Raw genomic sequence first — 22,621 nt, forward strand, 5'->3', positions numbered from 1 at the left:
GCGGTATGCCTGCGCTGCCGGCCTGGTGCGCTCTCGGGGGAGAGGCGGTGGCCGCTGTCGCTTGTCGCCAACGAGCTGGGACCCGTTGAGAGGGTTATCGGACTGAGGGGGATGCGCTTGAGGTCAGACCTTGAAAAGAGGGGCCGCTCAATCACCTGAAAAGCGGGGTGATTGGCGGCCAATTAGGGTGTTTGCGCTGGCGGGCTTTGCCCTTTGACCTCGACGGTCGTCGCAGCGTTGGAGCTCAGGGCCAGCGGGGCTGGCCCAGGGTCATCGAAGAAGCGACAGCACTTGCTGGGGCGTCTGATTCGCCTGGGCGATCATCGCCGTGCCGGCCTGCTGCAGGATCTGCGCGCGGCTCAGGTTGGCGGTTTCCATGGCGTAGTCAGCGTCCATGATGCGGCTGCGTGCGGCCGACTGGTTCTCCACCGAGACCTGCAGGCTGGAGATCGCAGCATCGATGCGGTTTTGCGCTGCACCGAAGGTCGAACGTGCCACGTTCACCTGGGCGATGGCCAGGTCGATCTTGGCCACCGAGTCCAGCGCGCCCTTGGTGCCGCTGGCATAGACGTCGAAGGTGGTGCCAGTGCCTGCAGCACCCACGGCCAGGATGTCCGTGTTGGTGGTGTTGGTCACCTCGGCCAGCGCGCCGTCGTTCTTGCCGGCGGCAGTGGCCGTGCCCAGCATGTTCAAGCCGGTGATCGAGATGATGTCATTGCTGGTGGCATTGGCGCCCACCTGGAAGTCGAACGAGGTCGTGGTGGTCAGGGTGGCCTGGCCGTTGAACGTGGTGTTGTTGGTCAGGCGGGTGATTTCGCTCTGCAGTTGCGAGAACTCGTTGTTCAGTGCGGTGCGGTCATCCGTGTTGTTGGTGCCGTTGGCGGACTGCACGGCCAGTTCACGCATGCGCTGCAGCATGTCATTGACCTTGCCCAGCGCGCCTTCAGCCGTCTGTGCCAGGGAGATGCCGTCGTTGGCATTGCGGATGGCCACATTCATCCCCTTGACCTGGGAATTCATGCGTTCCGCGATGGCCAGACCGGCGGCATCGTCACGGGCGGAGTTGACTCGCAGGCCCGAGGACAGGCGCTGCATGGACGCAGCCAGTGCGGACTGCGCGGTGTTGGCGTTGCGCTGTGCGTTCAGCGACAGCAAATTGGTATTGATGACGGCGGGCATGATGTGCTCCTTTCAGCTTGAAGAACCCCGGCTTAGCGCCGACGTGACTCGGGTGCCCGGGTACTGACACCCGTGCTTGCAAATCCACAGGCGAACCTGTGTGCTTGCACCGCCCGGCGCTAGTCAACCGTTGAAGCCGGTACCTCGTCTTGCCATCGAGGTGCCCGTTCTCGGCCTCCTAACCGGACCACGAACCTGTTTCCAGACCCGTTGGAATGGCTATCGGAGCCCCCTGGTCGGAACTTGAGGGCTTTTTGTCAAGACCTGTGATCTTTTGAATAGCCGGGAGACTTGCCGTGCTTTTCTTCGTTTCAAGTTCAGGCGGGAGCAGGCCTGGACTGTGAAGGAATGCCGGTCTGGCGTCGGTGGGGGGCTGGAGCGGGGCGGAGGTCCTTTGCTGAAGGGAGCGCCGCGTCATCGCCGCGGCAAAGGTGGAAGAAGGCAAGAAGTGAGCGTCAGGAGCACGCTGCTACGGGCCTCGCCCTCATGCCACTGGAGGCGGGGCCCTGTCTGCAATTTCGGCGCGGGCCGGGCGGGACAGGCGCCGAGATGAAGGCGCCAGACCCCGCTTTTCAAGCCATTGGGCGGGGGACGGATCCCTAAAGTGGGCGCCAACGCGGACGATAAGCCTGCCCCTGCCGGTCAGCGATGGCAGGCCATGCATTGTTTGCGTCCCTTTCAACGGCCCCAGTTGGCCTATCTGCAGGAGATGCACATGCGTTCGACCCACACTGAAGGCGCGCGCGAGGCCATGCCCGCCGCCATGATCAATCCCAATCCGGAAGCCCAGTGGCTGCTGGCCCAGGCCCGCAACGCGGCCTTCGCCGAAGCCTCCCACGGGCGCCTGGGGCAGGGCATGGCCCTGCTGGCTGGCGCGCTGGAGCAGGAACCGCTGAGCCACGAGCTGCTCAGCGACATGGCCGCTCTGCTGCTGAGCGCTGGCGAGCTGGCTCATGCGGTGCGCTACGCCCGTGAGGCCCTGGTCATTACCCCTCACCACGGTGCCAGCCTCTACACTCTGGGCTTCGCCCTGGCCGGCCTGGGCGAGGAGGCCGAGGCCCTGCGTGTGCTCACTCAGCTGCTGACCGGGCAGGGCCTGATCAGCCTGGAGCGCGAGGCGCCGGAGCTGCTTGGCCTGGTGCGCGTGGAACTGGCGCGGCTACAGTCCCGCGCGAACGAGGCGTCCGGTGCGTCAGCCGCTGGCTGACAGCGTCCCTGTCGGCCTCCGGCGCCGATCCCTCTGAAGAAGGCCTGCTGCCCCTGCGCAGCAGGCCTTTTCTCTTTGCCGGGCCGACAGCCGTGTAGGAATTTGCCTGACAAGCGGCTGCGAAATACCGGGACTTCATCGACCGAAATGGGCTGATGTTTCGCACCTGTTGTGCTCTTCACAATTCGTCTCACGTTGACACGCAAACGAAGCGAAGAACAGGAGCCCGACATGAATGCCGAACAAATCCTCACCGAGATCCGTGAAGCCAATCTGTCGTACCTGATGCTGGCTCAGAGCCTGATCCGTACGGACCGTGAGCAGGCCCTGTTCCGCCTGGGCATCTCGGAAGAGACGGCGACGCTGATCGCCACCCTGACCCCGGCCCAGATCATGAAGATCTCTTCGGGCAACACCCTGCTGTGCCGCTTCCGCATGGACGACGACCTGGTGTGGGGCCTGCTGACCAGCCACGGCAAGCCGGCGGCCAACGACGCCGTGTCGCGACTGCATGCCTCCATCCTGCTGGCGGGGCGTCACCAGGAAGCCGCCTGACATGTGAGCCCCCGGTCGCCCGGGTACGGGCGACCACCCCCCGAGGGGGTGCAGTGCCCACCCGCCATGGGGTGGGTGGGCACTGCAAGGGGGCCGGCTTGGGGCGGCCCGGCGCCGGCCCATTCAATACGCAGTTCGAGCCCGCCGCGGGCGGGCTTGAACTGCAGGCCAGATGAACCGAGTAGTTTGAATAGACTGGAGACCTACCATGCGCAGCAAGTCCATCCTGACCGAAGCCCGCCAGATCGAGCGCGCTGTGACCCTGATCCAGTTGGGTGCCCGCCTGCAGGTGCTGGAATCGGAAACGGACCTGTCCTACGAGCGCCTGCTGCGCCTGTACAAGGAAGTCTCCGGCAAGTCGCCGTCCAAGGGCCAGCTGCCCTTCTCGACGGACTGGTTCATGACCTGGCAGCCCAATATCCATGCCTCGCTGTTCCTGAACATGCACGAGTACCTGAACAAGGTGGCCGAAATCGAGGAGATCGACACCGTGATCAAGGCCTACCAGCTCTATCTGGAACAGGTGCAGGCCCAGGGCCTGGAGCCGCTGCTGTCGGTGACCCGCGCCTGGCGTCTGGTGAAGTTCGTGGACAACGGCATGCTGACCATGACCAAGTGCTGCAAGTGCGGCGGTCATTTCGTCACCCATCCGCATGAAATCTCCCGCCACTATGTCTGTGGCCTGTGCAACCCCCCGGCCCGTGCCGGCAAGGGCCGCGCTCAGGGCGCGATCCAGATGCATTGAGGCGGTGCAGGGTGGTCATGCAGGAACCGTCTGCCGGGAAGTCCGCCCTCACCACGCCGCCGGACGCCGAGGAGGCGCCCGAGGCGGCGCGCCCCTGGAATCGCCGGCTGTGGCCGGCGTCGGCGCTTCTGAGCTGGCTGCTGGGCTGGCTGCTGCTGACGGTGCTGCAGCCCCTGGGGGCGCTGGTGTCCTTGCTGGGCTCACTGCTGCCGGTCGCTGGCCTGGCCTGGCTGCATGAGCGCCGCTGGCGTCGCTTCATGGTGCTGGGTGGCTTTGCCGTTTCGCTGCTGCTGCACAAGGGGCTGGCAGGCCTGCCGGCCTGGTGCTGGTTGCTGCCCCTGGCCCTGCTGGTCCTGATGTATCCACGCAGCACCTGGCGTGATGCGCCACTGTTCCCGACGCCTGCCGGTGCGCTGGCAGGGCTGCAGGCGCAGCTTCAGCTGCCGGCGGATGCCCGCATCCTGGACGCCGGCTGCGGCCTGGGCGCCGGCCTGCGGGAGCTGCACCGTTGTTTCCCCGCCGCAGAGATCCATGGCGTGGAATGGAGTGCCTTGCTGGCCTTCTTCTGCCGGCTGCGCCATCCCTGGGCGCAGGTCCGCAGGGGCGATATGTGGGCGCAGACCTGGGCGGGCTATCAACTGGTCTATATCTTCCAGCGCCCGGAAAGCATGGCGCAGGCCGAAGCCAAGGCGCGCGCAGAACTTGAGTCCGGTGCTTGGCTGATCAGCCTGGACTTTCCGCTGCCGGGCACGCCTGCCATACTGATCCGGCCCCTCGGGGGGCGCCACAGCGTTCATGTCTATCGTTTCTGAACCCTTGTCATCGGCCGCGGCCGGTCATTCTTGGCGGTCCGGCGGGGCTGCCTCCCGGCCGTGCTCAAGAGCCAGTGCGCGTGGCCGATAAGGGCTTCAGACACAGCAGCATTCACACACCATGTTCGTCATCGTCGGCTGGCTCATTGCCATGGGTTGCATCTTCGGCGTGTTCATCGCGCACGGAGGCAATATCGGCGTCGTGCTGCATGCACTGCCCTTCGAGTTCATCACCATCTTCGGGGCCGCCTTCGGCGCCTTCCTGGCCAACAACCAGATGAAGGTGGTCAAGGGCGCCATGAAGGGCCTGGGCATGTGCTTCAAGGGCAGCAAGTTCAGCAAGGCCCGCTACATGGAGCTGCTGGCCCTCATGTACGACATCCTCCAGAAGGCCCGCAAGGAGGGCCTGATGTCCATCGAGAAGGACGTCGAGGACCCGCACAGCTCGCCCCTGTTCCAGAAGTACCCCACCGTGGGCAACGACCACCACGTGACCGAGTTCATCACCGACTACCTGCGCATGATGGTCTCGGGCAATCTCAACGCCCATGAGATCGAGTCGCTGATGGACGCCGAGATCGAGACTCACCACCAGGAGGAGCACGCCGCCGTTGCGGCCCTCAACCGCCTGGCTGGCGGCCTGCCGGCCTTCGGCATCGTGGCGGCCGTGCTGGGCGTGGTGAACACCATGGGTTCGGTGGGCCAGCCCCCGGCCGTGCTGGGCGGCATGATCGGCTCAGCCCTGGTCGGTACCTTTCTTGGCATTCTGCTGGCCTACGGTTTCGCGGAGCCGCTGGCCGGCCTGCTGGAGCAGAAGGTCGAGGACGCCGGCAAGGAGTTGCAGTGCATCAAGACCACCCTTCTGGCCAGCATGCAGGGCTATGCGCCCCAGGTGGCGATCGAGTTCGGCCGCAAGGTGCTGTATTCGGGTGACCGCCCCAGCTTCACCGAGCTGGAGAGCCATGTGAAGGGCAAGAAATGAGGCCCGGCGCCGCCTTGCCTTCTGATGACCGGGGAGTGATGCGCCATGGCCGGTGACGCCAAGAAGCTCCAGCCCATCATCATCAAGAAGATCAAGAAGGGCGGCCATGGCGCACATGGCGGCGCCTGGAAGATCGCCTACGCCGACTTCGTGACGGCCATGATGGCCTTCTTCCTGCTGATGTGGCTGCTGGGCTCCACCACCGAGGGTGACAAGAAGGGCATTGCCGACTACTTCTCCTCGCCGTTGAAGGTGGCCCTGAGCGGCGGCTCGGGCTCGGGCGACTCCTCGCATGTGATCAAGGGCGGGGGGCAAGACCTGACCCGCCAGACCGGCCAGGTCAAGGCCGGCGACGTCGACGCCCCGCGCCACACCATCAACCTGCGTGCCCTCAAGGAGGAGCAGCGCCGCGCCGAGCGCACCCGTCTGCAGGAACTCAAGGACAAGATCAAGGAAGTGCTGGCCAACAATCCCTCGCTGGCATCACTGGGGGGGCAGATCCGTCTCGAAATGACACGCGAGGGCCTGCGCATCCAGATCGTCGACGAGAACAACCGGCCCATGTTCGACAGCGGCAGCGCCGTGGTCAAACCCTATATGCGAGAACTACTTCGCGAACTTGGCGCCGTCCTTGCCGAGGTCCCCAACCGCCTGACGCTGGAGGGGCATACTGATGCACAGCCCTTCTCGGGGGGTGAGCGGGGATACAGCAACTGGGAGCTGTCGGCGGACCGTGCCAATGCTTCCAGGCGGGAGTTGCTGTCCGGTGGCTTGCCGGAGTCGCGGGTGCTGCGCGTGCAGGGCCTGGCGGCGAGCAAGCTGCTGGAACCCGACGATCCCCGAAGCCCGATCAACCGCCGGATCAGCATCATCGTGATGAACCGTGATGCGGAAGACGCGGTGCTGAAAAATCTGCCGGACAACGAGGACGAACCGGCTGACAATGCAGCATCAGCGGCCGAGAAACCGTAAAGAAGCGTTGAAACGTCCCGTCGCAGCAGGCCCGCGCCACCGCAGGCCAGGCCTGTTGCAGGAACCAGGTTCGACCAGCCCTCAAGCCCCTTGCGAGGAACGCCATGAGCACTGACATGAAATTTCTGATCGTCGATGACTTCTCGACCATGCGCCGCATCGTGCGCGGTCTGCTGAAGGAGATCGGCTACAACAATGCCGAAGAGGCGGAGGATGGCGTCGAGGCCCTGAACATGCTGAAGAACGGCAAGTTCGACTTTGTGGTGAGCGACATCAACATGCCCAATATGACGGGCTTCGAGCTGCTCAAGGCCATCAAGGAAGACGCCACGCTGAAGCACCTGCCGGTGCTGATGGTGACGGCCGAAGCGCGCAAGGAAGACATCGTGCTGGCCGCGCAGAGCGGGGCCGCCGGCTACATCGTCAAGCCTTTCACCAAGGCGACGCTGGAAGAGAAGGTGCAGAAGATCATGCAGAAGCTGGCTGCGGCCGCTTGAGGGAGAAGGCCATGAAAGCCGAAGATTTCACCAAGCTGGGCGCCGGTACCGATCCTCTGATGGTCTCGCCGGAGGTGTTCCAGCAGCTGGGTACCATTACGCGGGTTCTGCATGACACCATGCAGCAGCTGGGTGTGATGCCCAAGCTGCAGACCGCGACCGACGGCCTGCCGGACGCGCGCAGCCGCCTCACCTACATCGCCAACAAGACCGCCGAGGCCGCCAACAAGGTGCTGAACTCGGTGGACCAGGCCAAGACCGAGCACGCCAAGATCTCGGCTGCGACCGCGGAGATGGCCAAGGCCATCACGGCGGACCCGGTCAAGGCGGTGGCGTCCGGCGCGGTCTTCAACTTCGTCAAGCAGGTCGAGGACTCGACGGCCCACATCGACCAGCACCTGACGGACATCATGCTGTCCCAGGACTTCCACGACCTGACTGGTCAGGTGGTGGCCAAGGTGGTGACCCTGGCCAACGACCTGGAAGACAGCCTGGTCAAGCTGCTGGTGCAGGTGGTGCCGCCCGAGCAGCGTGAGAAGGTCGACCCCAACATCCTGCAAGGCCCGGTGGTCAATCCGGAAGGCCGCACCGATGTCGTGGCCAACCAGAGCGAGGTCGACGACCTGCTCGCCAGCCTGGGCTTCTGACCCTTGTTCCGACCCTTGTTCTGACCCTTTGTTGTCCTCCGGCCCGGCCACGTTTGCCGGGTCTTCCACAGCCCGCTGGGTGCGATGCACCGGCGGGCTTTTTGTTGCTGCCCTGGACGTCGAGTCCCTGGTGGCACCGGCGGCACCCCAGCCGCTGCTGTGGTCCCCACAGCACTGCTCGCCGACATGTGCTCAGGGCCAGTGGTCCTGCGCGGGCGGGAATGACCACCCCTTTCCCCCCGCTTATCCGGCTTAAGTTTCCCCGGCCTGCGGCAAAGAATGTCGCCATCCCCCGGACCGTCCCGTCCGGCGGCATCACGCCATGGCAGACCAAGACGCACAAGACCGCAACTTACCCGCATCGGCCAAGAAGATCCAAAGATCTCGGGCCGAGGGTCAGCTGCCGCGCTCGCGAGACCTGCCGCACTTCGCAATGCTGGTCAGCGCTGGCGCCCTGCTGTCCGCCGGTGCGCCGAATGCCCTTGACTGGCTGCAGAAGCTGATCCGGCACGGCCTGCATTTCGATGCACAGCTGCTGCAGCGTCCCGGCTTCATGGGTGAGCGCCTGGGTGAGCTGACGCTGCAGGCATTGATGTTCCTGCTGCCCATCTGCGGCTTGCTGATGCTGGTGGCCGTGGCCGCCAATGTGGCTGCCGGAGGCTGGAACTGGACCTTCAAGCCGCTCACACCGCGCTTCGAACACCTGAATCCACTGCAAGGCATTGCCCGGCTGTTCCAGTGGCAGCAACTGGGGCAGGCACTCAAGGCCGTACTGCTGGCCCTCTTGCTCGGCGGCGTGGGCGCCATGGTGCTGCGCGACCGCATCTCGGCCTACGTGGGCATCATGTCGGTGCCCCTGCCCAGCGCCATTGCCTATGCCGGCCAGCAGCTCATGCAGGGCCTGGCCCTGCTGGGCCTGGCCTTGGCCCTCTTCGCCGTCATCGATGTCCCGCTGCAGCGCCATCTCTACCTCAAGCGCCTGCGCATGAGCCGCGAAGAGGCCAAGCAGGAGATGAAGGAGATCGAGGGCAACCTCGAGATGAAAGGCAAGATGCGGGCCCGCATGCGCGAGATGGCCAGGCGCCGCATGATGGCCGCCGTGCCCACGGCCGACCTGGTGGTGATGAACCCCACCCACTACGCCGTGGCCCTCAAGTACGAAGAGGGCAGCATGGCCGCGCCCAAGGTCGTGGCCAAGGGCACCGACCTGCTGGCCTTTCGCATCCGCGACCTGGCCAAGGAATCCAAAGTGCCGGTGCTGCAGTCCCCCATGCTGGCGCGCGCCCTCTATGCGCACGCCGAGGTGGACCGCGAGATCCCCGCCGCCCTGTTCGCCGCCGTGGCCCAGGTGCTGGCCTATGTGTACCAGCTCAAGGCTGCCATGGCCGGCCAGGGCCAGGCGCCCGCGCAGATGCCGGATCCGCAGGTGCCGCCCGAGCTGGACCCGCACAACAAGCCGCATCGCCCCGCCGATGCCGATCTTCTGGAGGATGAGGCATGAATGCCGTGATGGCTCAACTGCAGGCCATGCTGGGCCCGCGCGCGCAGATCGTCGGCGCCCTGGGTGCGCCCATCGCCATCATCATGATCCTGTCCATGATGGTGCTGCCGCTGCCGCCCTTCATGCTGGACCTGCTGTTCACCTTCAACATCGCCATGGCCGTCATGGTGATGATGGTGGCGGCCCACATGCTCAAGCCGCTGGACTTCGCCGCCTTCCCCACGGTGCTGCTGCTGACCACGCTGATGCGCCTTTCGCTGAACGTGGCCTCCACCCGCGTGGTGCTGCTGCAGGGCCATACCGGCACGGGCGCGGCGGGCCGCGTGATCGAGTCCTTCGGGCACTTCCTGATCGGCGGCAACTTCGCCGTCGGCCTGATCGTGTTCGCCATCCTCGTGGTGATCAACTTCATCGTGGTGACCAAGGGTGCCGAGCGCATCGCCGAGGTCGGCGCGCGCTTCACCCTGGATGCCATGCCCGGCAAGCAGATGGCGGTCGATGCCGACCTCAACGCCGGCCTGATCGACGAGAAGGAAGCCAAGCGCCGCCGCGCCGAGCTGAGCGACGAAGCCGACTTCTTCGGTTCCATGGACGGTGCCAGCAAGTTCGTGCGCGGCGACGCCGTGGCGGGCATCCTGATCCTCTTCATCAACATCATCGGCGGCTTCATCATCGGCGTGGCCCAGCACGGCCTGACGGCCGGCCAGGCGGCCGACTCCTACATCCTGCTGGCCGTCGGTGATGCCCTGGTGGCCCAGATCCCGGCCCTGCTGATCTCCGTGGCTGCAGCCATGGTGGTGTCGCGCGTCGGCAAGGACAAGGACATCGGCTCCATGATCGGCCGCCAGGTCTTCGGCTCGGCCAAGAGCCTGGCCATCACCTCGGGCGTGATCGGCATGCTGGGCCTGATCCCGGGCATGCCGCATGTGGTCTTCCTGCTGATCGCCTCGGGCCTGGGCTATCTGGCCTGGTGGCTCAAGCGCAAGGAGCAGATCGCCCAGGCAGCCAAGGCAGAGCAGATGCCGCCGCCACCCCCCGAAGCCAACGCCGAGGCCAGCTGGGACGACCTGCAGCCCGTTGACGTCCTGGGCCTGGAGGTTGGCTACCGCCTGATCACCCTGGTGGACAAGACCAAGGAGGGCGACCTGCTCTCCCGCATCAAGGGCGTGCGCCGCAAGTTCGCGCAGGAGGTGGGCTTCCTGCCGCCAGCCGTGCACATCCGCGACAACCTCGAACTGCGCCCCAGCCAGTACCGCCTGACCCTGCGCGGCGCCGTCATCGGCGAGGCCGAGGCCTATCCCGGCATGTGGCTGGCGATCAACCCCGGCCATGCCACGCAGAAGCTCATCGGCACCGCCACCACCGACCCCGCCTTCGGCCTGCCCGCGACATGGATCGAGGAGCGCCAGCGGGAAATGGCCCAAATGGCTGGATTTACGGTCGTTGATTGTTCGACTGTCATTGCCACCCATCTTTCACACTTGATGCAAGTTCACGCGGCCCGTCTCCTGGGCCGGGTGGAGACGCAGCAGCTGGTGGATCACCTCACCAAGCAGCAACCCCAGTTGATCGAAGACGTGATCCCCAAGATGGTCGGCATCGCCACACTGCAAAAGGTTCTCCAGTTCCTGCTGGAGGAGGGCGTGCACATCCGTGACATGCGCTCCATCGTCGAGTCCATCTCCGAGAATGCCGCCGCCACCATCGATCCCATCGAGCTGGGCCGCCGCGTGCGCGTGCACATCGCCCCGGCCATCGTCCAGCAGATCTACGGCCCGGTGAAGGAGCTGGACGTGATCGCCCTGGAGCCCGAGCTGGAGCGTCTGGTGACCCAGGCCCTGAATTCCCCCCACGGCGCCGCGCTGGACCCCGGCGTGGCGGACACCCTGGCCCGCAGCGCGGCCGAGCAGACCCAGGCCCAGGAGGACCGCGGCGTGCCCGCATGCCTGCTGGTGCCGGACCTGATCCGCGCGCCGCTGGCCCGACTGCTGCGCCGTGCTGCCCCGCGCCTCAAGGTGCTGGGCCACAGCGAGATTCCCGAGACCCACTCGATCCGCATCGGATCCATCATCGGAGCGGCTGCATGAGCCCCCGCGCCGTGATGACTGATGCCCTGCCTTGTCTGGAGGCCGCATGAACGTCAAACGCTTCACCGCCCGTACGTCCCGCGAGGCCCTCGCGCTGGTGCGCCAGGCCTTTGGCGACGACGCCGTCGTGCTGTCCAACAAGCCCTGCGCCGAAGGCGTGGAGGTGCTGGCCATGGCGCCCGAGGGCATGAGCCAGATCGAGCGAGTGGCCGCCACCGCGCCGCGCGTCGAGGCCCGCGGCCCGGCCCGTGTGCAGGCCCGGCCGGCTGCCGCACCCGTGCCCACCATGGCCGGCAGCGCCCGCCTGGCCCAGCGTGTGGCCGAGCGCAATGAACCCAGCTTCGGTCAGGCCGTGGACGAGGACGTGCAGACCCTGGCCATGAGCACCCTGAGCTTCCAGGACTATGTGCGCGAGCGCATGCTCAAGCGCCGCCAGGCCGAGCTCAACGGCCAGCCTGATCCCATGGACATGGCCGCAGCCCCGCCCGAGTTGCCCGCTGCGCAAAGCCTGGCCACCATGGCCGCTGCACGTCAGCAGCGCGCGCAGTCCGCGATGCAGACCCTGGGGGCGCGTCGGCTGGACACCCCCGCGGCGCCCGTGGCCGAGCCGCCCCGCCGCAACCCGCCCGTGCTGCGGGACGAAATCCGCATCTCCGCTGAACAGCGCCCCGTGCCTCAGCTGTCCGACATGCCTGGCACCGGTCGCCGCGATCAGCAAGACATGATGAACGAGCTGCGCTCCATGAAGGGCCTGATCGAGGAGCGCTTCGGCGCCCTGGCCTTCATGGAAAAGCTGCAGCGCCAGCCTGTGCAGGCCCGCCTCACGCAACGCCTGCTGGACGTGGGCTTCTCTCCTGCCCTGGTGCGCAAGCTGGTCGAGGGCTGCTCGGTGCATCTGGAGGGCAAGGAGGGGGCCGACGAGACCCAGTGGGCCGCTCAGGTGCTGACCCGCAACCTGCTCACCGACGAGATGAACCCGCCTCTGGAAGAGCAGGGCGGTGTCTTCGCCTTGATCGGCTCGACCGGCGTGGGCAAGACCACCACCACGGCCAAGATCGCTGCGGCCTTCGCAACCCGCCATGGCGCTTCGCAGCTGGGCCTGATCACGCTGGACGCCTACCGCGTCGGCGCCCACGAGCAACTGCGTGCCTACGGCCGCATCCTCGGCGTGCCTGTGCACACCGCACATGACCGCGCGTCGCTGGAGGACCTGCTGGAGCTGCTCTCTGGCAAGAAGATGGTGCTCATCGACACCGCAGGCATGGCCCAGCGCGACAGCCGCACCCACGAGCTGCTGGAGATGCTGGCCCACCCCAGCATCCGCCGCATCCTGGTGGTCAATGCCGCCCAGCAGGGCGAAACCATCGAGGACGTGGCCGGCGCCTGGCGCGCCCAGACCTGCCAGGGCGTGGTCCTGTCCAAGATCGACGAGGCCGTGAAGCTGGCGCCTGCACTGGACACCATGATTCGCCATCGTTTGCGCATTATTGGCGTTGCCAACGGGCAGCGAGTGCCGGAAGATTGGCATCGCCTGTCGGCCCAGGCCCTGGTGCAGCGCGCGCTGCGCAGCCAGGCCCACGCTGCTTGGCGCATGGACAGCGCCGATGTGAACCTGATCTTTGCCGGAGGCCCCGCGCTGGCCGCCGTGCAGTCCACGGCCCCGGGCGTGCACTGAGCCGCCCCCGAGTCATCGACCCCATCGAGACCTCCCCATGCGCGAGCCACCCTTCAGCAAGACCCCGCAAGACCAGGCCGATGGCCTGCGCAAGCTCTTTGCCGCCTCCCGCGTGCGCTTCATCCCCGTGGTGAGCAACCCCGAAGTGATGGACTCCGGCGTGCTGCTGGAAGGCCTCTGCGCCGCCTTCTCGGAGATGGGCCTGCAGACACTGGTGGTCGATGCGGGCGAGCTGTCTCCCGCGGCCAGCGAGATGGCGGCCGTTGATCTCTCGGCATGCGTGGAGCGGCTGTCTCGCCAGGTGAGCTACCTGGCCGCCCGCGGCCTGCCGCTGCGCTACATCAATGCGAATGGCTCGGCCGCCGAGTTCCTGCAGGCCTTGAGCGAGGCCGCACCCCAGGCCGACGTCATGATCCTGCATGCGCCGGCCGCCGAACTGGCACGCGTGCTCAATTCGCGTGAACTGCGTCCGGTGCTGCTGGCCGATACCGATACCCGCAGTGTCACCCAGGCCTATGCCGGCATGAAATGGCTCAGCCAGCGTGCCGGCATCATGGTCTACAGCCTCTTGATGGCCTGCCACCCGCAGCTGCGCCTGGCGGAGCGCATCGCCCAGCAGATCAGCAGCTGCGGCGATGGCTTCCTGGGCGCCGTCCTGCGCGACTGGGCCTGCATGGATCCCCGCACGCCGCCCACGGCCCCCTTGTCGCCCGAGGTGCGACACCTGGCCCGCGAGCTCCTGGCGGTCGTGCCCCAGGGCCTGGCGCCAGATGCGGCGCAGCAGGCCCGCCCGCTGCGGCCCCTGGTGAATCTCCGTCCGGCACGGCCGGTGGTGGCAGCCAACTGATGTTGCAGGAGCTGAAGATGTATACCGCCAAAGGCCGCCTCGACAACTCTGCGCTGATCCAGCAGTACAGCGGTCTGGTCCGACGCCTGGCTCACCAGATGATCGCCAAGCTGCCGGCCAATGTGGAACTGGACGATCTGATCCAGGTGGGCCTGATCGGGCTCACTGATGCGCTCTCGCGCTTCGACGTGGCGCAGGGCGTGCAGTTCGAGACCTTTGCCACCCAGCGTATCCGCGGCGCCATGCTGGACGAGCTGCGCGGCGGCGACTGGATGAGCCGCGGCACGCGTCGCCAGCAGCGCTCCATCGAAGCCGCCGTACACAAGCTGGAGCAGCGCCTGGGGCGAGCGCCGCATGAGTCCGAGATTGCCGCCGAGATGGGCCTCAGCCTGGCCGACTACCAGGAAATGCTGTCGAAGGTGCGCGGCACGCAGCTGGTCTACCTGGAGGACATGAGCGGCGATGAAGGCAGTGACGACTACCTCGACCGCCATGTGGTCGACGAGAGCAACAACCCCATGGCGCAGCTGCAGGACCATCGCATGCGCGAGGCCCTGGTCGCCGCCATCAAGAACCTGCCTGAGCGCGAGCAGTTCGTCATGAGCATGTACTACGAGCACGACATGAACCTCAAGGAAATCGCGGCTGTGCTGAAAGTGACCGAATCACGGGTCTGCCAACTGCACAGTCAGGCGATCGCCCGCTTGCGCGTGAAGCTGCGCGACTGGTAAAACTTCTCCCCAGACCTTGGTGTCTGGCCTGGAGAGGAGTGCGCATGAAGTCCTGGTGGCAGTCCGGTTCAAGAGAACCGGCTCAATCCCCGCCCGCTGAGGGGCTGGGGGGCAAGGGCGCGGATGCCCAGGCCCTGGTCCGCTCTCTGGCCCAGCCTGTCTCCAGCCTGGGTCGCGATGCCGCCGAAGTGCGCGGTGCCCTCGAAGACACGCAGAAGGTGGTCGTCGCCCAGCGCGAGGCCATGCAGGCCCTGGGGCACGAGCTGCAACTGGTCCAGCAGGCCCAGCAGGGCATCGCCCGGGCCACCGCGGAGTCCATTGAGGCCGTGGCGCAGGCCCGTCTGGCCCTGCAGAACATCGGGACCGAAGTGGGGGGCATCGTGCAGACCCTGCGCCAGGTGTCCGATGCCGCGTCCGAGATCACCCGTATCGCGCTGCAGACCCGCCTGGTGGCCTTCAATGCTTCGGTGGAAGCCAAGCGAGCTGGCGAGGCAGGGCGCGGATTCGGCGTGGTGGCCGATGCCGTGAAGGACCTGGCCGCCCAGGTCGAGCAGAGTTCCAAATCCATCATGGGCACGGTCGGTGCCCTCGATGCCCGCATCGACACCTTCAGCCGCGAACTCAGCAGCGAAGCGCGCCAGGGGCATGAACAGAGCAGCATCCATGCCGCCTTCGGCACCGTGCATGCTGATGTGCTGCGCATCGCGCAGGCTGCCGACCAGAGCCAGCAGACCACGGCCGCCCTTGCCGATCGCGCCGCCGAGCTGGGCGGCGATGTGGCCCTGGCCCTGCGGCACCTGGAATCGGCCTTTGCCTGCAGCGACCGCTTCCTGCGCCTGTCCGAAGACCTGATCGAGCGCATCGCCTCCTCCGGCGTGCGTGTGGACGATGCGCTCTACATCGAGGGCGCCCAGCAGGCCGCGCAGGAGATTGGCCAGCTGCTGGAGCAGGCCGTGAAGCAGGGGCGCCTCAGCCTGCAGGACCTCTTCGACGAACACTACCAGCCCGTGGCAGGCAGCAACCCGCAGCAGCATCTGGCGCGATTCTGCACACTGGCCGACCAGCTCTTCCCGCAGGTGCAGGAGCGCCAGCTGCAGCTCTCGGACAAGGTCGTCTACTGCATCGCCGTGGATCGGAACGGTTATGTCTCCACCCACAACCGCAAGTACTGCCAGCCCCAAAGGCCGGGCGATGTGGTCTGGAACACGGCCAACAGCCGCTACCGCCGTATCTTCAATGACCGCACGGGTCTGGCCTCGGCCCGCAACGAACGCCCCTTCCTGCTGCAGACCTACCGCCGCGACATGGGCGGCGGTCGCTTCGTGCTGCTCAAGGAGGCCTCTGCGCCCATCTGGGTGCAGGGCCGTCACTGGGGAGGCCTGCGCCTGGCCTTCAGCTTCTGAGGCGGTGGGTACCGCCCCAGCCTATTCCACGATGCAAGCGCGGTTCTTGCCGGTGCGCTTGGCCTCGTAAAGGCCTTCGTCGGCGCGGTCCAGGGCCACTTCCAGAGTTTCGCCGGCCCGGTAGAGGGTGATGCCGGCCGAGAAGGTCACGAAGACGTCCTTGCCCTCGTGCATGAAGAGCGCGGCGGACAGCGAGCGCTGCAGCCGGGTCAGCACCTGCTGGGCCTCGTCCAGGGGCGTGCGGGGCAGCATCAGCACGAACTCCTCGCCGCCATAGCGGGCGACCAGGTCACCGGGGCGCAGCATCTGCGTCACCCGTGCGGCCAGGGACTTCAGGGCCTCATCGCCCGCGGCATGGCCCAGGCTGTCGTTGAGCTTCTTGAAGTTGTCCACGTCCAACAGGGCCAGGGCCAGCACCGTGCCCTCGCGCTCCAGCTTGGCCTGCTCGGTGTTGAAGGCAGCCTCCAGGCCGCGCCGGTTGGCGATCTTGGTGAGCTGGTCGGTCTGGACCTCGCTGGAGAGTCGCCGCAGCTCCACCTCCAGCTCATCGACCCGCCTGGACAGCTCGGAGGCCCGCTCGTGCTCGGTACTCAGGCGCTGCTGCGTGCTGTGGACCAGGGTCTGCACCGTGCGGCTTTCCTCGACCATCTCGCGCACCACACCGGCCAGGCTCTCCAGGGTGTCGGCCTTCTCGATCACGTCGGCGTAACGGCTGACATTGCTCTGGAAGCGGTCGGTGTGCTGGCCCAGCTGGCCCAGCTCCTCCAACATGCGGTGGATCAGCAGCTTGAGTGAATCGCGGGCCCGGGCGCGCTCGGCCTGCAGGCTCTTCTGCCGCTCCCGCGTGCCTTCCAGCAGCTCGCTGACCATGCGCACGCCGCGTGAACTCAGGCCGGTGTCCAGGGCCTGGGTCATCAGCTCGCACTGGCCACGGGCCCAGGAATCGTCCTCGGCCAGTTCGACCAGGCTGGCGCTGAGCGCGCGGCAGAGCTCGCCCATCTGGCCGAAGAGGTGGTGGCGGTGGTCCAGCATGCGCCGGGCCCGTACGCACAGGGCCTCCATGGATTCGGCGCGCTGCGGGCTTGCCCCCTGTTCGCGAAGGCTGGCCAGGGCGGTCTCGAGCTCGCGCTTCAGGGCGTCGGCTCGTTCGTCCGTCGCGGGCAGGGCGTGCTGCACGGTCTCGTGCAGGCTTTCGCCAACCAGGGGCCAGGCCTGGGGCCCGGCCTCGCGATCCAGGGCGCTGGTGTCCAGCAGCAGTTCATCGTCGCTGAAGAACTGGCTGGGTGTGCCGCCGGGGTCCTCGGTGCCGGGCTCCTGCACGTCCACGCCGACATCGCTGGTGTCGCTGTCCCAGCTGGTCAGCAGCTGGCGCAGCCGATTGAGCAGGCGGTGCGGGTCGCTGCGGTTGGACTCCAGCACGCGCTGCAGGCCGTCCTTCTTGCGGGCCAGGGTCCACTGGCGCCCCCCGCGTTCCAGACTGCGCACCAGGCGCTCGGTGACGCCGGCCATGCCGTCGGCCAGCACGGCCGGGCCGGCACTCTGCTGGAAGCGCTCCAGCACGCGCTGCGCCTCGTCCCAGCGAGCCTCGCGCAGCATGGCCATGACGTCCTGGCGGGCCTGCAGCTCGCTGAGACCCAGGCTCAGCAGGCGCTGCATCACTGGCTGGGCCCGTTCCGGGAGCGTGTCTGCCGCAGGCGCAGGCGTCGGTGCGGCGGCGGCCTCGCCGCCACCTGACTCGACCAGATAGGCCCGCGCATAGTTTTCGGGCGTGGGTTCCAGCTTGGCCATGGCCAGGCGGCGCAGGGCGGCCTTGGCGATCAGGGCGGGGGCCTGGGCTGCGGCGCTACCGGCCGGGCGGGCCGCTGAAGAGGGAGAGGAGGGCGAACGTTCGTCCATGGTGCTCCAGAAGGCTCAGCGCTGGCCGCCGGCCGGGCTGCTGACGGGTCTGCTCAGGGCCGGGTCGCCGTCCAGGCCATTGGCCTGCACGATCCAGGGCGCCTTGCGCGGCAGCACGGTTTGCGCGAGCCAGCGCTCCAGGTCGTCGGCGGCCAGGGGGCGACTGAAGAGGAAGCCCTGCATCACGCTGCAGCCCAGGCGGTGCAGCACCTCCATCTGGCGCAGGGTCTCCACGCCCTCGGCGATCACGCGCAGGCCCAGCGAGCGCGCCAGGGCGATGATGGCGGTGACCACGGCCGAACTCTGCGGGGTGATGCCCAGATCACGCACGAAGCTGCGGTCGATCTTGACCTCGGAGATGGGCAGGGTGGTCAGGTAGGCCAGGGAGGAGTAGCCGGTGCCGAAGTCGTCGATGGAGATCTCCACGCCCACCTCGTTGAGCCGGTGCAGGGCCGGGATCACGTTCTGCAGGTCCTTCATCAGGCCCGTCTCGGTGATCTCCAGCTGGATGGCCCGGTGCGGCACCCCGTAGGCGCTGACGCACTGGTGGATGTGCTCGACCAGGTCAGAGCGCTCGAAGAGCCGGTTGGGCAGGTTGACGGCGATGGCGTCGGAGAAGCCGAAGTTCAGCTGCCAGACCTTGGCCTGGCGGGCGGCCTCGCGCAGGGCCCATTCGGACAGCGGCACGATCAGACCGGTCTCCTCGGCCAGCGGGATGAAGTCGCCCGGCGGCACGAGCTTGTCGCCGCGCTGCCAGCGCATGAGGGCCTCGGCGCCCACCATGCGGGCGGCGCGCACGTCGATCTTGGGCTGGTAGTGCAGCACGATCTCGTTGCGTTCGATGGCCTTGTGCAGAGCGGATTCCAGCTCCAGCTTCTCTCGGCCGCGGCCGGCCAGCTGTGGCGTGTAGAGCGCCGAGGCATTGCGGCCCTGGCTCTTGACCGCGTACATGGCGACATCGGAATTGCGCAGCAGGTCGGCGGTGGTGGTGCCGTCACGCGGGTAGATGGCGATGCCCACGCTGGCGGTGACGAAGCACTCCTGGCCGGCAATGAAGATGGGCTCGCGCAAGGCCTCCAGCACGCGTTGCGCCACGCGCTCGGCATCGCGCTCGTCGGCCACCTCGGGCAGCAGGGCCACGAACTCGTCGCCGCCCAGGCGGCCCACGGCCTCCAGGGTGCGGTGCGAGCGGCCGCCCACGGACTCCAGCAGGCCTTCCATGACCTGGTCGGAGTGGCGCACGCAGGCGCGCAGGCGGCGGCCGACTTCCATCAGCAGTTCGTCGCCCGCGGCATGGCCCAGGGTGTCGTTGATGACCTTGAAGCGGTCCAGGTCGATCAGCAGCAGGCCCACCTCATGGCCGCTGCGGCGCGCGGCCTCGATGGCCCGCTCGGCCCGCCAGATCAGCTGGCGGCGGTTGGGCAGGCCGGTGAGGGCGTCGAAGTTGGCCAGCTGGCGGATCTTGTCCTCGGCCAGGCGGCGGTCGGTGACGTCCTGGATGACGCCGGTGTAGCCGCTGGCATTGCCGTGCTCGTTGAATTCGGGCTCGGCCTCGATGTGCAGCACGCGCTGGCGGCCGTCGACCAGAGTGACCGGCACGTCGGTCACCAGCACCGAGTTGTGGGCCATGACCTCGCGCAGCAGGCGCATGAAGAGCTGGCGCTCGTCCTTGGGCACCATGCGCATCACGCCGATGAAGTCCAGCGGCTCGTTGGGGCCGTAGCCGAACACGCGCAGGGCTTCCGTGGCCAGCACGAAGCCGCCGGCGCCGCGGTGCCATTCGAAGCTGCCCATGCGTGCCAGGTCTTGCGCGCGGGCCAGGCGGGCCTTGCTGCGCTCCAGCTCGATGCGGGTGCGGGAGCTGCGCAGCAGGTAGCGCAGGCGCCCCGCCAGCAGGCTCCACTGGGTGGATTTGACGAAGAAGTCAGTGGCGCCGACCTGGTAGGCGCGGTTGATGGAGGCCTCGTCATCCAGGCCCGTGAGCATGAGCACGGGGGTGGACTCGAAGCCCGGCATCTCGCGCAGGCGGCTGCAGGTCTCAAAGCCGTCCAGCTCCGGCATCATGGCATCCAGCACGATGATGTCCGGCGTCCAGGCCGACACCGTGCGCAGCGCCTCCTCGCCACTGCTGGCCTCGGTGATGTCAAAGCCCCGCTCGCGCAGGGCGATGGCGGTGAGCAGCAGATTGACTTCGTCGTCGTCCACGAGCAGCACGCGGGGCTGCTCGGGCAGGTCCTGGTCCACAGTCGGGTTGGCTGAGTTCATTGGGGCCCCGTCAACAAGGCTTCAAGGGCATGGCGCACCAGCCCCGCCTCATCATGCATGGCATCGATGAGCTTGTCCAAGCCTTCAGTCTGACCGTTGCGGGCCATGGTCTCGATATCGGCACAGTGTCGCGACAGCTGCAGAGCGCCCAGGCTGGCGGAGGACGATTTCAGGGTGTGCGCCACATGGCGGATGGCCGCCAGGTCCATGCCAGCCTCCCGGGCGCGCTGCAGGTCAGGCAGGAGCTTGTCCAGGGACTTGATGAAGGCATTGATCACCCGGGGCAGCAACTGGTTGCTGCCGCTTGGGTCCAGGTCCCGCAGGCGTTGCAGCGAGGCCTCATCCAGGCAGCCGGCGCTGCGCTCCGGCGTGGTGGGCGGTGTGGCAGACGGCATGGTCTCTCCATCGGGAAGGTGGGCCGATTCGGCGGGCGCAGGGGCGTTCTGGGGGCCTGTCATCACGGGCTGGCCCAGTTGGCGCTGCAGCACGGCCTGCAATTCCTTGCTGCGGATGGGCTTGGGCAGGTAGTCATCGAAGCCATAGGCCAGCAGCTTGCCGCGATCGCCTGACAGGGCGTTTGCGGTCACCGCGATCACCGGCAGACGGCCAGGATTGAGGAAACGGAAGCGCCCATCGCCGCCGCGCCGGAAAATCTGCAAGGCCTGGATGCCATCCATGCCAGGCATGTGGATGTCCATCATGACCAGGTCGAAGGCGGATTCGCCCAGGGCTCGCAGCCCCTCTTCACCACCGTTGGTGAGGTACACCGTGCAGCCCAACTGCAGAAGCATCTGCTGGATGACTTCCTGGTTCACGGGGTTGTCCTCCACCACCAGGATGTGCCAGGCCGGAGCGGCCGTGGGGGCTTCGCCCTGTGCAGGACTGTCCAGGGCCGCGCCGTTCTGCAGGGGCAGCGTCAGGCTGAAGATGCTGCCGCCTTCTGGCCGCGCTGCGGCTTCCAGCTGTGCGCCCATCTGCTGCGCCAGCTGCTGCGCGACGGCCAGGCCCAGGCCTGCGCCTCCGTAGCGTCGAGCCAGGCTGGCATTGCCCTGGGTGAAGGGCATGAACAGGCGCTGCAGCTTCTCGGCAGGGATGCCGATGCCGGTGTCCACTACCTGAAGCACGAGCGCGGAGCGTGCCGAATCCATGGGCTGGTGCAGGGCCAGCAGCCGGACTTCGCCCTGCTCGGTGAACTTGAGCGCGTTGTCCAGCAGCTTGCCCAGCAGGCGCCGCAGCGCGCCAGCAGACACCGGCACCGACGCGGGCAGGTCCTCCGGCAGCTCCAGGGTCAGGCGAAGGCCGCGCGACTCGGCCTGCGGCCGGTACTGGGCCGCCAGGGTTTCCAGCAGGGGGCGCAGAGGACAGTCGTCGCCGCGCCGCTCGGCCGCCTCGCCTTCCAGGTGGGCCAGGTCCAGCATGTCGTCCAGCAGGTGCTGGAGGTCCTCGGCGCTGGCCTGGACCTGCCGCGCGTAATGCTGCTGGCGCTGGTCCAGCGAGGTGTTCAGCAGGAGCTGGGTCATGCCAAGGATGCCGTTCATGGGCGTACGGAACTCATGGCTCATATTGGCCATCAGCAGGCTCTTGGCCTGGCTGGCGGACTCGGCCTTGTCGCGCGCCGCCTGCAGCTCTCGGTGGCGCTGCTGCTCTTCCGTCACGTCAGCCAGGATGCCGTAGACCAGAGGGGCTCCGCCAGCATGGACCTGCACGCGGGTACGCAGTCGCACCCAGCGCAGGCCGCGGCTGGGGTGCTGGATGCGGAGCACCATGTCCGAGGACTCGCCCGCAGCCTGGGCCAGCAGGCGGCGTTGGTAGAGCGCGCGGTCCTCGGGGTGGATGCGCTCCTCGAACAGTCGGGGACCATGGCGCAAGTCCATGGGGCTCAGGCCCAGGGTGTCCAGGAGCAGGGGCGAGCTGAAATGCAGGCGGTCCCATTCCGCATTGGTGACGAAGAGGCACTCGCTGACGGCGTCGGTCACCTCGCGGAAGCGGGTGTCGCTTTCCTGCAGTGCGCGTTCAAGCTGGCGGCGGGCGTTGGCATCCTGGAGCATGAGCACGGCGAGCGTGCGCCGCTGACCGGCCAGGGGCATCAACAGGCGCTGGACCTGCAGCCAGCGCGGTCCGAAAGGCGTCTGCACCCGCAGATCCTCGCGGGCGCCGCGCCGGCCCTCGCGCAAGGTCTGCCAGCGCGCCGGCGCGCACAGCTCGGCCAGTGCCGGGTCTACGCCCTGGCCCAGGGGCTGTCCCAGCACGGTGGCGCCACGCAGCGAGAGCAGGCGCTCGGCCTCGCGGTTGAGATGCATGAGCCGGCCATCCTGGCTGTCCATCAGCACCAAACCCAGCGGGAGGAGGTCCAGCAGGGCCAGGGAATCGCCAGGACTCAGGGCCTGCAGGAGCTGGCGCGCCGCCTCGCCCGCGAGCGTGGAGTCTGGCGTCATGGCTGCCCTGCACGAGCGTGGGGCGGATGGCGCCGACCAGGGCCCTCAAGACCTGACCCTTGTCCCGGTGGCGGGCATTGCCTGTCGGCGCCTGTGCTGGCATGTCCCATCGGACATGGCCTTTGTCTTTCCTGCATGGATCTTCTCTCTGCGGCGGGCGCCGCCTCACAGGCGGGCCCTGGACC

At 67.3% G+C, this 22,621-nt stretch carries 18 protein-coding genes; 14 read left to right on the plus strand and 4 right to left on the minus strand.

What is annotated here, in order from left to right:
* Positions 1-270: 270 nt before the first annotated feature.
* On the minus strand, positions 271-1,179 hold the full coding sequence (locus tag ACS5PK_RS00205) for a flagellin N-terminal helical domain-containing protein (protein ID WP_439438271.1): 909 nt from the start codon (positions 1,177-1,179) through the stop codon (positions 271-273).
* A 715-nt stretch (positions 1,180-1,894) separates the two neighbouring features.
* Between ACS5PK_RS00205 and ACS5PK_RS00210 the strand changes: the two genes are divergently transcribed.
* From ACS5PK_RS00210 to ACS5PK_RS00275, 14 genes are all read left to right on the plus strand, one after another.
* Positions 1,895-2,386 (plus strand): hypothetical protein, encoded by a 492-nt coding sequence (locus ACS5PK_RS00210; RefSeq protein WP_439438272.1) that lies wholly within the window; start codon positions 1,895-1,897, stop codon positions 2,384-2,386.
* A gap of 231 nt (positions 2,387-2,617) precedes the next feature.
* Positions 2,618-2,941: a flagellar transcriptional regulator FlhD gene (gene flhD / locus ACS5PK_RS00215; RefSeq protein WP_439438273.1), complete on the plus strand. Its 324-nt coding sequence runs from the start codon at positions 2,618-2,620 to the stop codon at positions 2,939-2,941.
* Positions 2,942-3,149: 208 nt separating this feature from the next.
* The gene (gene flhC / locus ACS5PK_RS00220) at positions 3,150-3,686 is read left to right on the plus strand and encodes a flagellar transcriptional regulator FlhC (protein WP_439438274.1); all 537 of its coding nucleotides are present in this window, start codon (positions 3,150-3,152) and stop codon (positions 3,684-3,686) included.
* Between the two features lie 17 nt (positions 3,687-3,703).
* Positions 3,704-4,498 carry a class I SAM-dependent methyltransferase gene (locus tag ACS5PK_RS00225; protein WP_439438275.1) on the plus strand — a complete coding sequence of 265 codons (795 nt, stop codon included), beginning with the start codon at positions 3,704-3,706 and terminating at the stop codon, positions 4,496-4,498.
* A 121-nt stretch (positions 4,499-4,619) separates the two neighbouring features.
* Positions 4,620-5,480: a flagellar motor stator protein MotA gene (gene motA, locus ACS5PK_RS00230; protein ID WP_269633793.1), complete on the plus strand. Its 861-nt coding sequence runs from the start codon at positions 4,620-4,622 to the stop codon at positions 5,478-5,480.
* Between the two features lie 45 nt (positions 5,481-5,525).
* On the plus strand, positions 5,526-6,452 hold the full coding sequence (gene motB / locus ACS5PK_RS00235; RefSeq protein ID WP_269633794.1) for a flagellar motor protein MotB: 927 nt from the start codon (positions 5,526-5,528) through the stop codon (positions 6,450-6,452).
* Between the two features lie 104 nt (positions 6,453-6,556).
* Entirely contained in the window at positions 6,557-6,949 is a 393-nt protein-coding gene (gene cheY / locus ACS5PK_RS00240) for a chemotaxis response regulator CheY (protein ID WP_439438276.1), read from the plus strand.
* A gap of 11 nt (positions 6,950-6,960) precedes the next feature.
* Complete coding sequence (locus tag ACS5PK_RS00245) at positions 6,961-7,596, plus strand: protein phosphatase CheZ (protein ID WP_439438277.1); 636 nt, start codon at positions 6,961-6,963, stop codon at positions 7,594-7,596.
* Between the two features lie 322 nt (positions 7,597-7,918).
* Positions 7,919-9,097 carry a flagellar biosynthesis protein FlhB gene (gene flhB / locus ACS5PK_RS00250; protein WP_439438278.1) on the plus strand — a complete coding sequence of 393 codons (1,179 nt, stop codon included), beginning with the start codon at positions 7,919-7,921 and terminating at the stop codon, positions 9,095-9,097.
* Positions 9,094-11,184 carry a flagellar biosynthesis protein FlhA gene (gene flhA / locus ACS5PK_RS00255; protein WP_439438279.1) on the plus strand — a complete coding sequence of 697 codons (2,091 nt, stop codon included), beginning with the start codon at positions 9,094-9,096 and terminating at the stop codon, positions 11,182-11,184. Before flhB ends, flhA begins: the two co-directional genes overlap by 4 nt.
* 46 nt (positions 11,185-11,230) lie before the next feature.
* Complete coding sequence (flhF, locus tag ACS5PK_RS00260) at positions 11,231-12,859, plus strand: flagellar biosynthesis protein FlhF (RefSeq protein WP_439438280.1); 1,629 nt, start codon at positions 11,231-11,233, stop codon at positions 12,857-12,859.
* Positions 12,860-12,896: 37 nt separating this feature from the next.
* A complete protein-coding gene (locus ACS5PK_RS00265) occupies positions 12,897-13,706 on the plus strand; it encodes a MinD/ParA family ATP-binding protein (protein ID WP_439438281.1) in 810 nt (269 codons plus the stop codon).
* A 17-nt stretch (positions 13,707-13,723) separates the two neighbouring features.
* Positions 13,724-14,437, plus strand: coding sequence for an RNA polymerase sigma factor FliA (locus tag ACS5PK_RS00270; RefSeq protein WP_439438282.1), 714 nt, complete (start codon positions 13,724-13,726; stop codon positions 14,435-14,437).
* Between the two features lie 44 nt (positions 14,438-14,481).
* Positions 14,482-15,840 carry a methyl-accepting chemotaxis protein gene (locus ACS5PK_RS00275; RefSeq protein ID WP_439438283.1) on the plus strand — a complete coding sequence of 453 codons (1,359 nt, stop codon included), beginning with the start codon at positions 14,482-14,484 and terminating at the stop codon, positions 15,838-15,840.
* A gap of 21 nt (positions 15,841-15,861) precedes the next feature.
* On the opposite strand, the gene ACS5PK_RS00280 is transcribed toward ACS5PK_RS00275, so the two are convergent.
* The 3 genes from ACS5PK_RS00280 to ACS5PK_RS00290 are packed head-to-tail and all read right to left on the minus strand — an operon-like array spanning position 15,862 to position 22,436.
* Positions 15,862-17,736, minus strand: a complete 1,875-nt coding sequence (locus ACS5PK_RS00280) for a diguanylate cyclase domain-containing protein (protein ID WP_439438284.1) — start codon at positions 17,734-17,736, stop codon at positions 15,862-15,864.
* A gap of 15 nt (positions 17,737-17,751) precedes the next feature.
* Positions 17,752-20,001 (minus strand): putative bifunctional diguanylate cyclase/phosphodiesterase, encoded by a 2,250-nt coding sequence (locus ACS5PK_RS00285; RefSeq protein WP_439438285.1) that lies wholly within the window; start codon positions 19,999-20,001, stop codon positions 17,752-17,754.
* The gene (locus ACS5PK_RS00290; RefSeq protein WP_439438286.1) at positions 19,998-22,436 is read right to left on the minus strand and encodes an ATP-binding protein; all 2,439 of its coding nucleotides are present in this window, start codon (positions 22,434-22,436) and stop codon (positions 19,998-20,000) included. The genes ACS5PK_RS00285 and ACS5PK_RS00290 overlap by 4 nt, the downstream gene beginning before the upstream one ends.
* Positions 22,437-22,621 lie beyond the last annotated feature (185 nt).

Origin of the sequence: Roseateles sp. DB2 (assembly GCF_051857535.1) — a bacterium.
Lineage (GTDB): Bacteria > Pseudomonadota > Gammaproteobacteria > Burkholderiales > Burkholderiaceae_C > Roseateles_B.

Bases quoted from the DNA above. Each gene is read 5' to 3' on its own strand.
- ACS5PK_RS00205 (WP_439438271.1), bottom strand. From the start codon at position 1,179: ATGCCCGCCGTCATCAATACCAATTTGCTGTCGCTGAACGCACAGCGC.
- ACS5PK_RS00210 (WP_439438272.1), top strand. From the start codon at position 1,895: ATGCGTTCGACCCACACTGAAGGCGCGCGCGAGGCCATGCCCGCCGCC.
- flhD (WP_439438273.1), top strand. From the start codon at position 2,618: ATGAATGCCGAACAAATCCTCACCGAGATCCGTGAAGCCAATCTGTCG.
- flhC (WP_439438274.1), top strand. From the start codon at position 3,150: ATGCGCAGCAAGTCCATCCTGACCGAAGCCCGCCAGATCGAGCGCGCT.
- ACS5PK_RS00225 (WP_439438275.1), top strand. From the start codon at position 3,704: ATGCAGGAACCGTCTGCCGGGAAGTCCGCCCTCACCACGCCGCCGGAC.
- motA (WP_269633793.1), top strand. From the start codon at position 4,620: ATGTTCGTCATCGTCGGCTGGCTCATTGCCATGGGTTGCATCTTCGGC.
- motB (WP_269633794.1), top strand. From the start codon at position 5,526: ATGGCCGGTGACGCCAAGAAGCTCCAGCCCATCATCATCAAGAAGATC.
- cheY (WP_439438276.1), top strand. From the start codon at position 6,557: ATGAGCACTGACATGAAATTTCTGATCGTCGATGACTTCTCGACCATG.
- ACS5PK_RS00245 (WP_439438277.1), top strand. From the start codon at position 6,961: ATGAAAGCCGAAGATTTCACCAAGCTGGGCGCCGGTACCGATCCTCTG.
- flhB (WP_439438278.1), top strand. From the start codon at position 7,919: ATGGCAGACCAAGACGCACAAGACCGCAACTTACCCGCATCGGCCAAG.
- flhA (WP_439438279.1), top strand. From the start codon at position 9,094: ATGAATGCCGTGATGGCTCAACTGCAGGCCATGCTGGGCCCGCGCGCG.
- flhF (WP_439438280.1), top strand. From the start codon at position 11,231: ATGAACGTCAAACGCTTCACCGCCCGTACGTCCCGCGAGGCCCTCGCG.
- ACS5PK_RS00265 (WP_439438281.1), top strand. From the start codon at position 12,897: ATGCGCGAGCCACCCTTCAGCAAGACCCCGCAAGACCAGGCCGATGGC.
- ACS5PK_RS00270 (WP_439438282.1), top strand. From the start codon at position 13,724: ATGTATACCGCCAAAGGCCGCCTCGACAACTCTGCGCTGATCCAGCAG.
- ACS5PK_RS00275 (WP_439438283.1), top strand. From the start codon at position 14,482: ATGAAGTCCTGGTGGCAGTCCGGTTCAAGAGAACCGGCTCAATCCCCG.
- ACS5PK_RS00280 (WP_439438284.1), bottom strand. From the start codon at position 17,736: ATGGACGAACGTTCGCCCTCCTCTCCCTCTTCAGCGGCCCGCCCGGCC.
- ACS5PK_RS00285 (WP_439438285.1), bottom strand. From the start codon at position 20,001: ATGAACTCAGCCAACCCGACTGTGGACCAGGACCTGCCCGAGCAGCCC.
- ACS5PK_RS00290 (WP_439438286.1), bottom strand. From the start codon at position 22,436: ATGACGCCAGACTCCACGCTCGCGGGCGAGGCGGCGCGCCAGCTCCTG.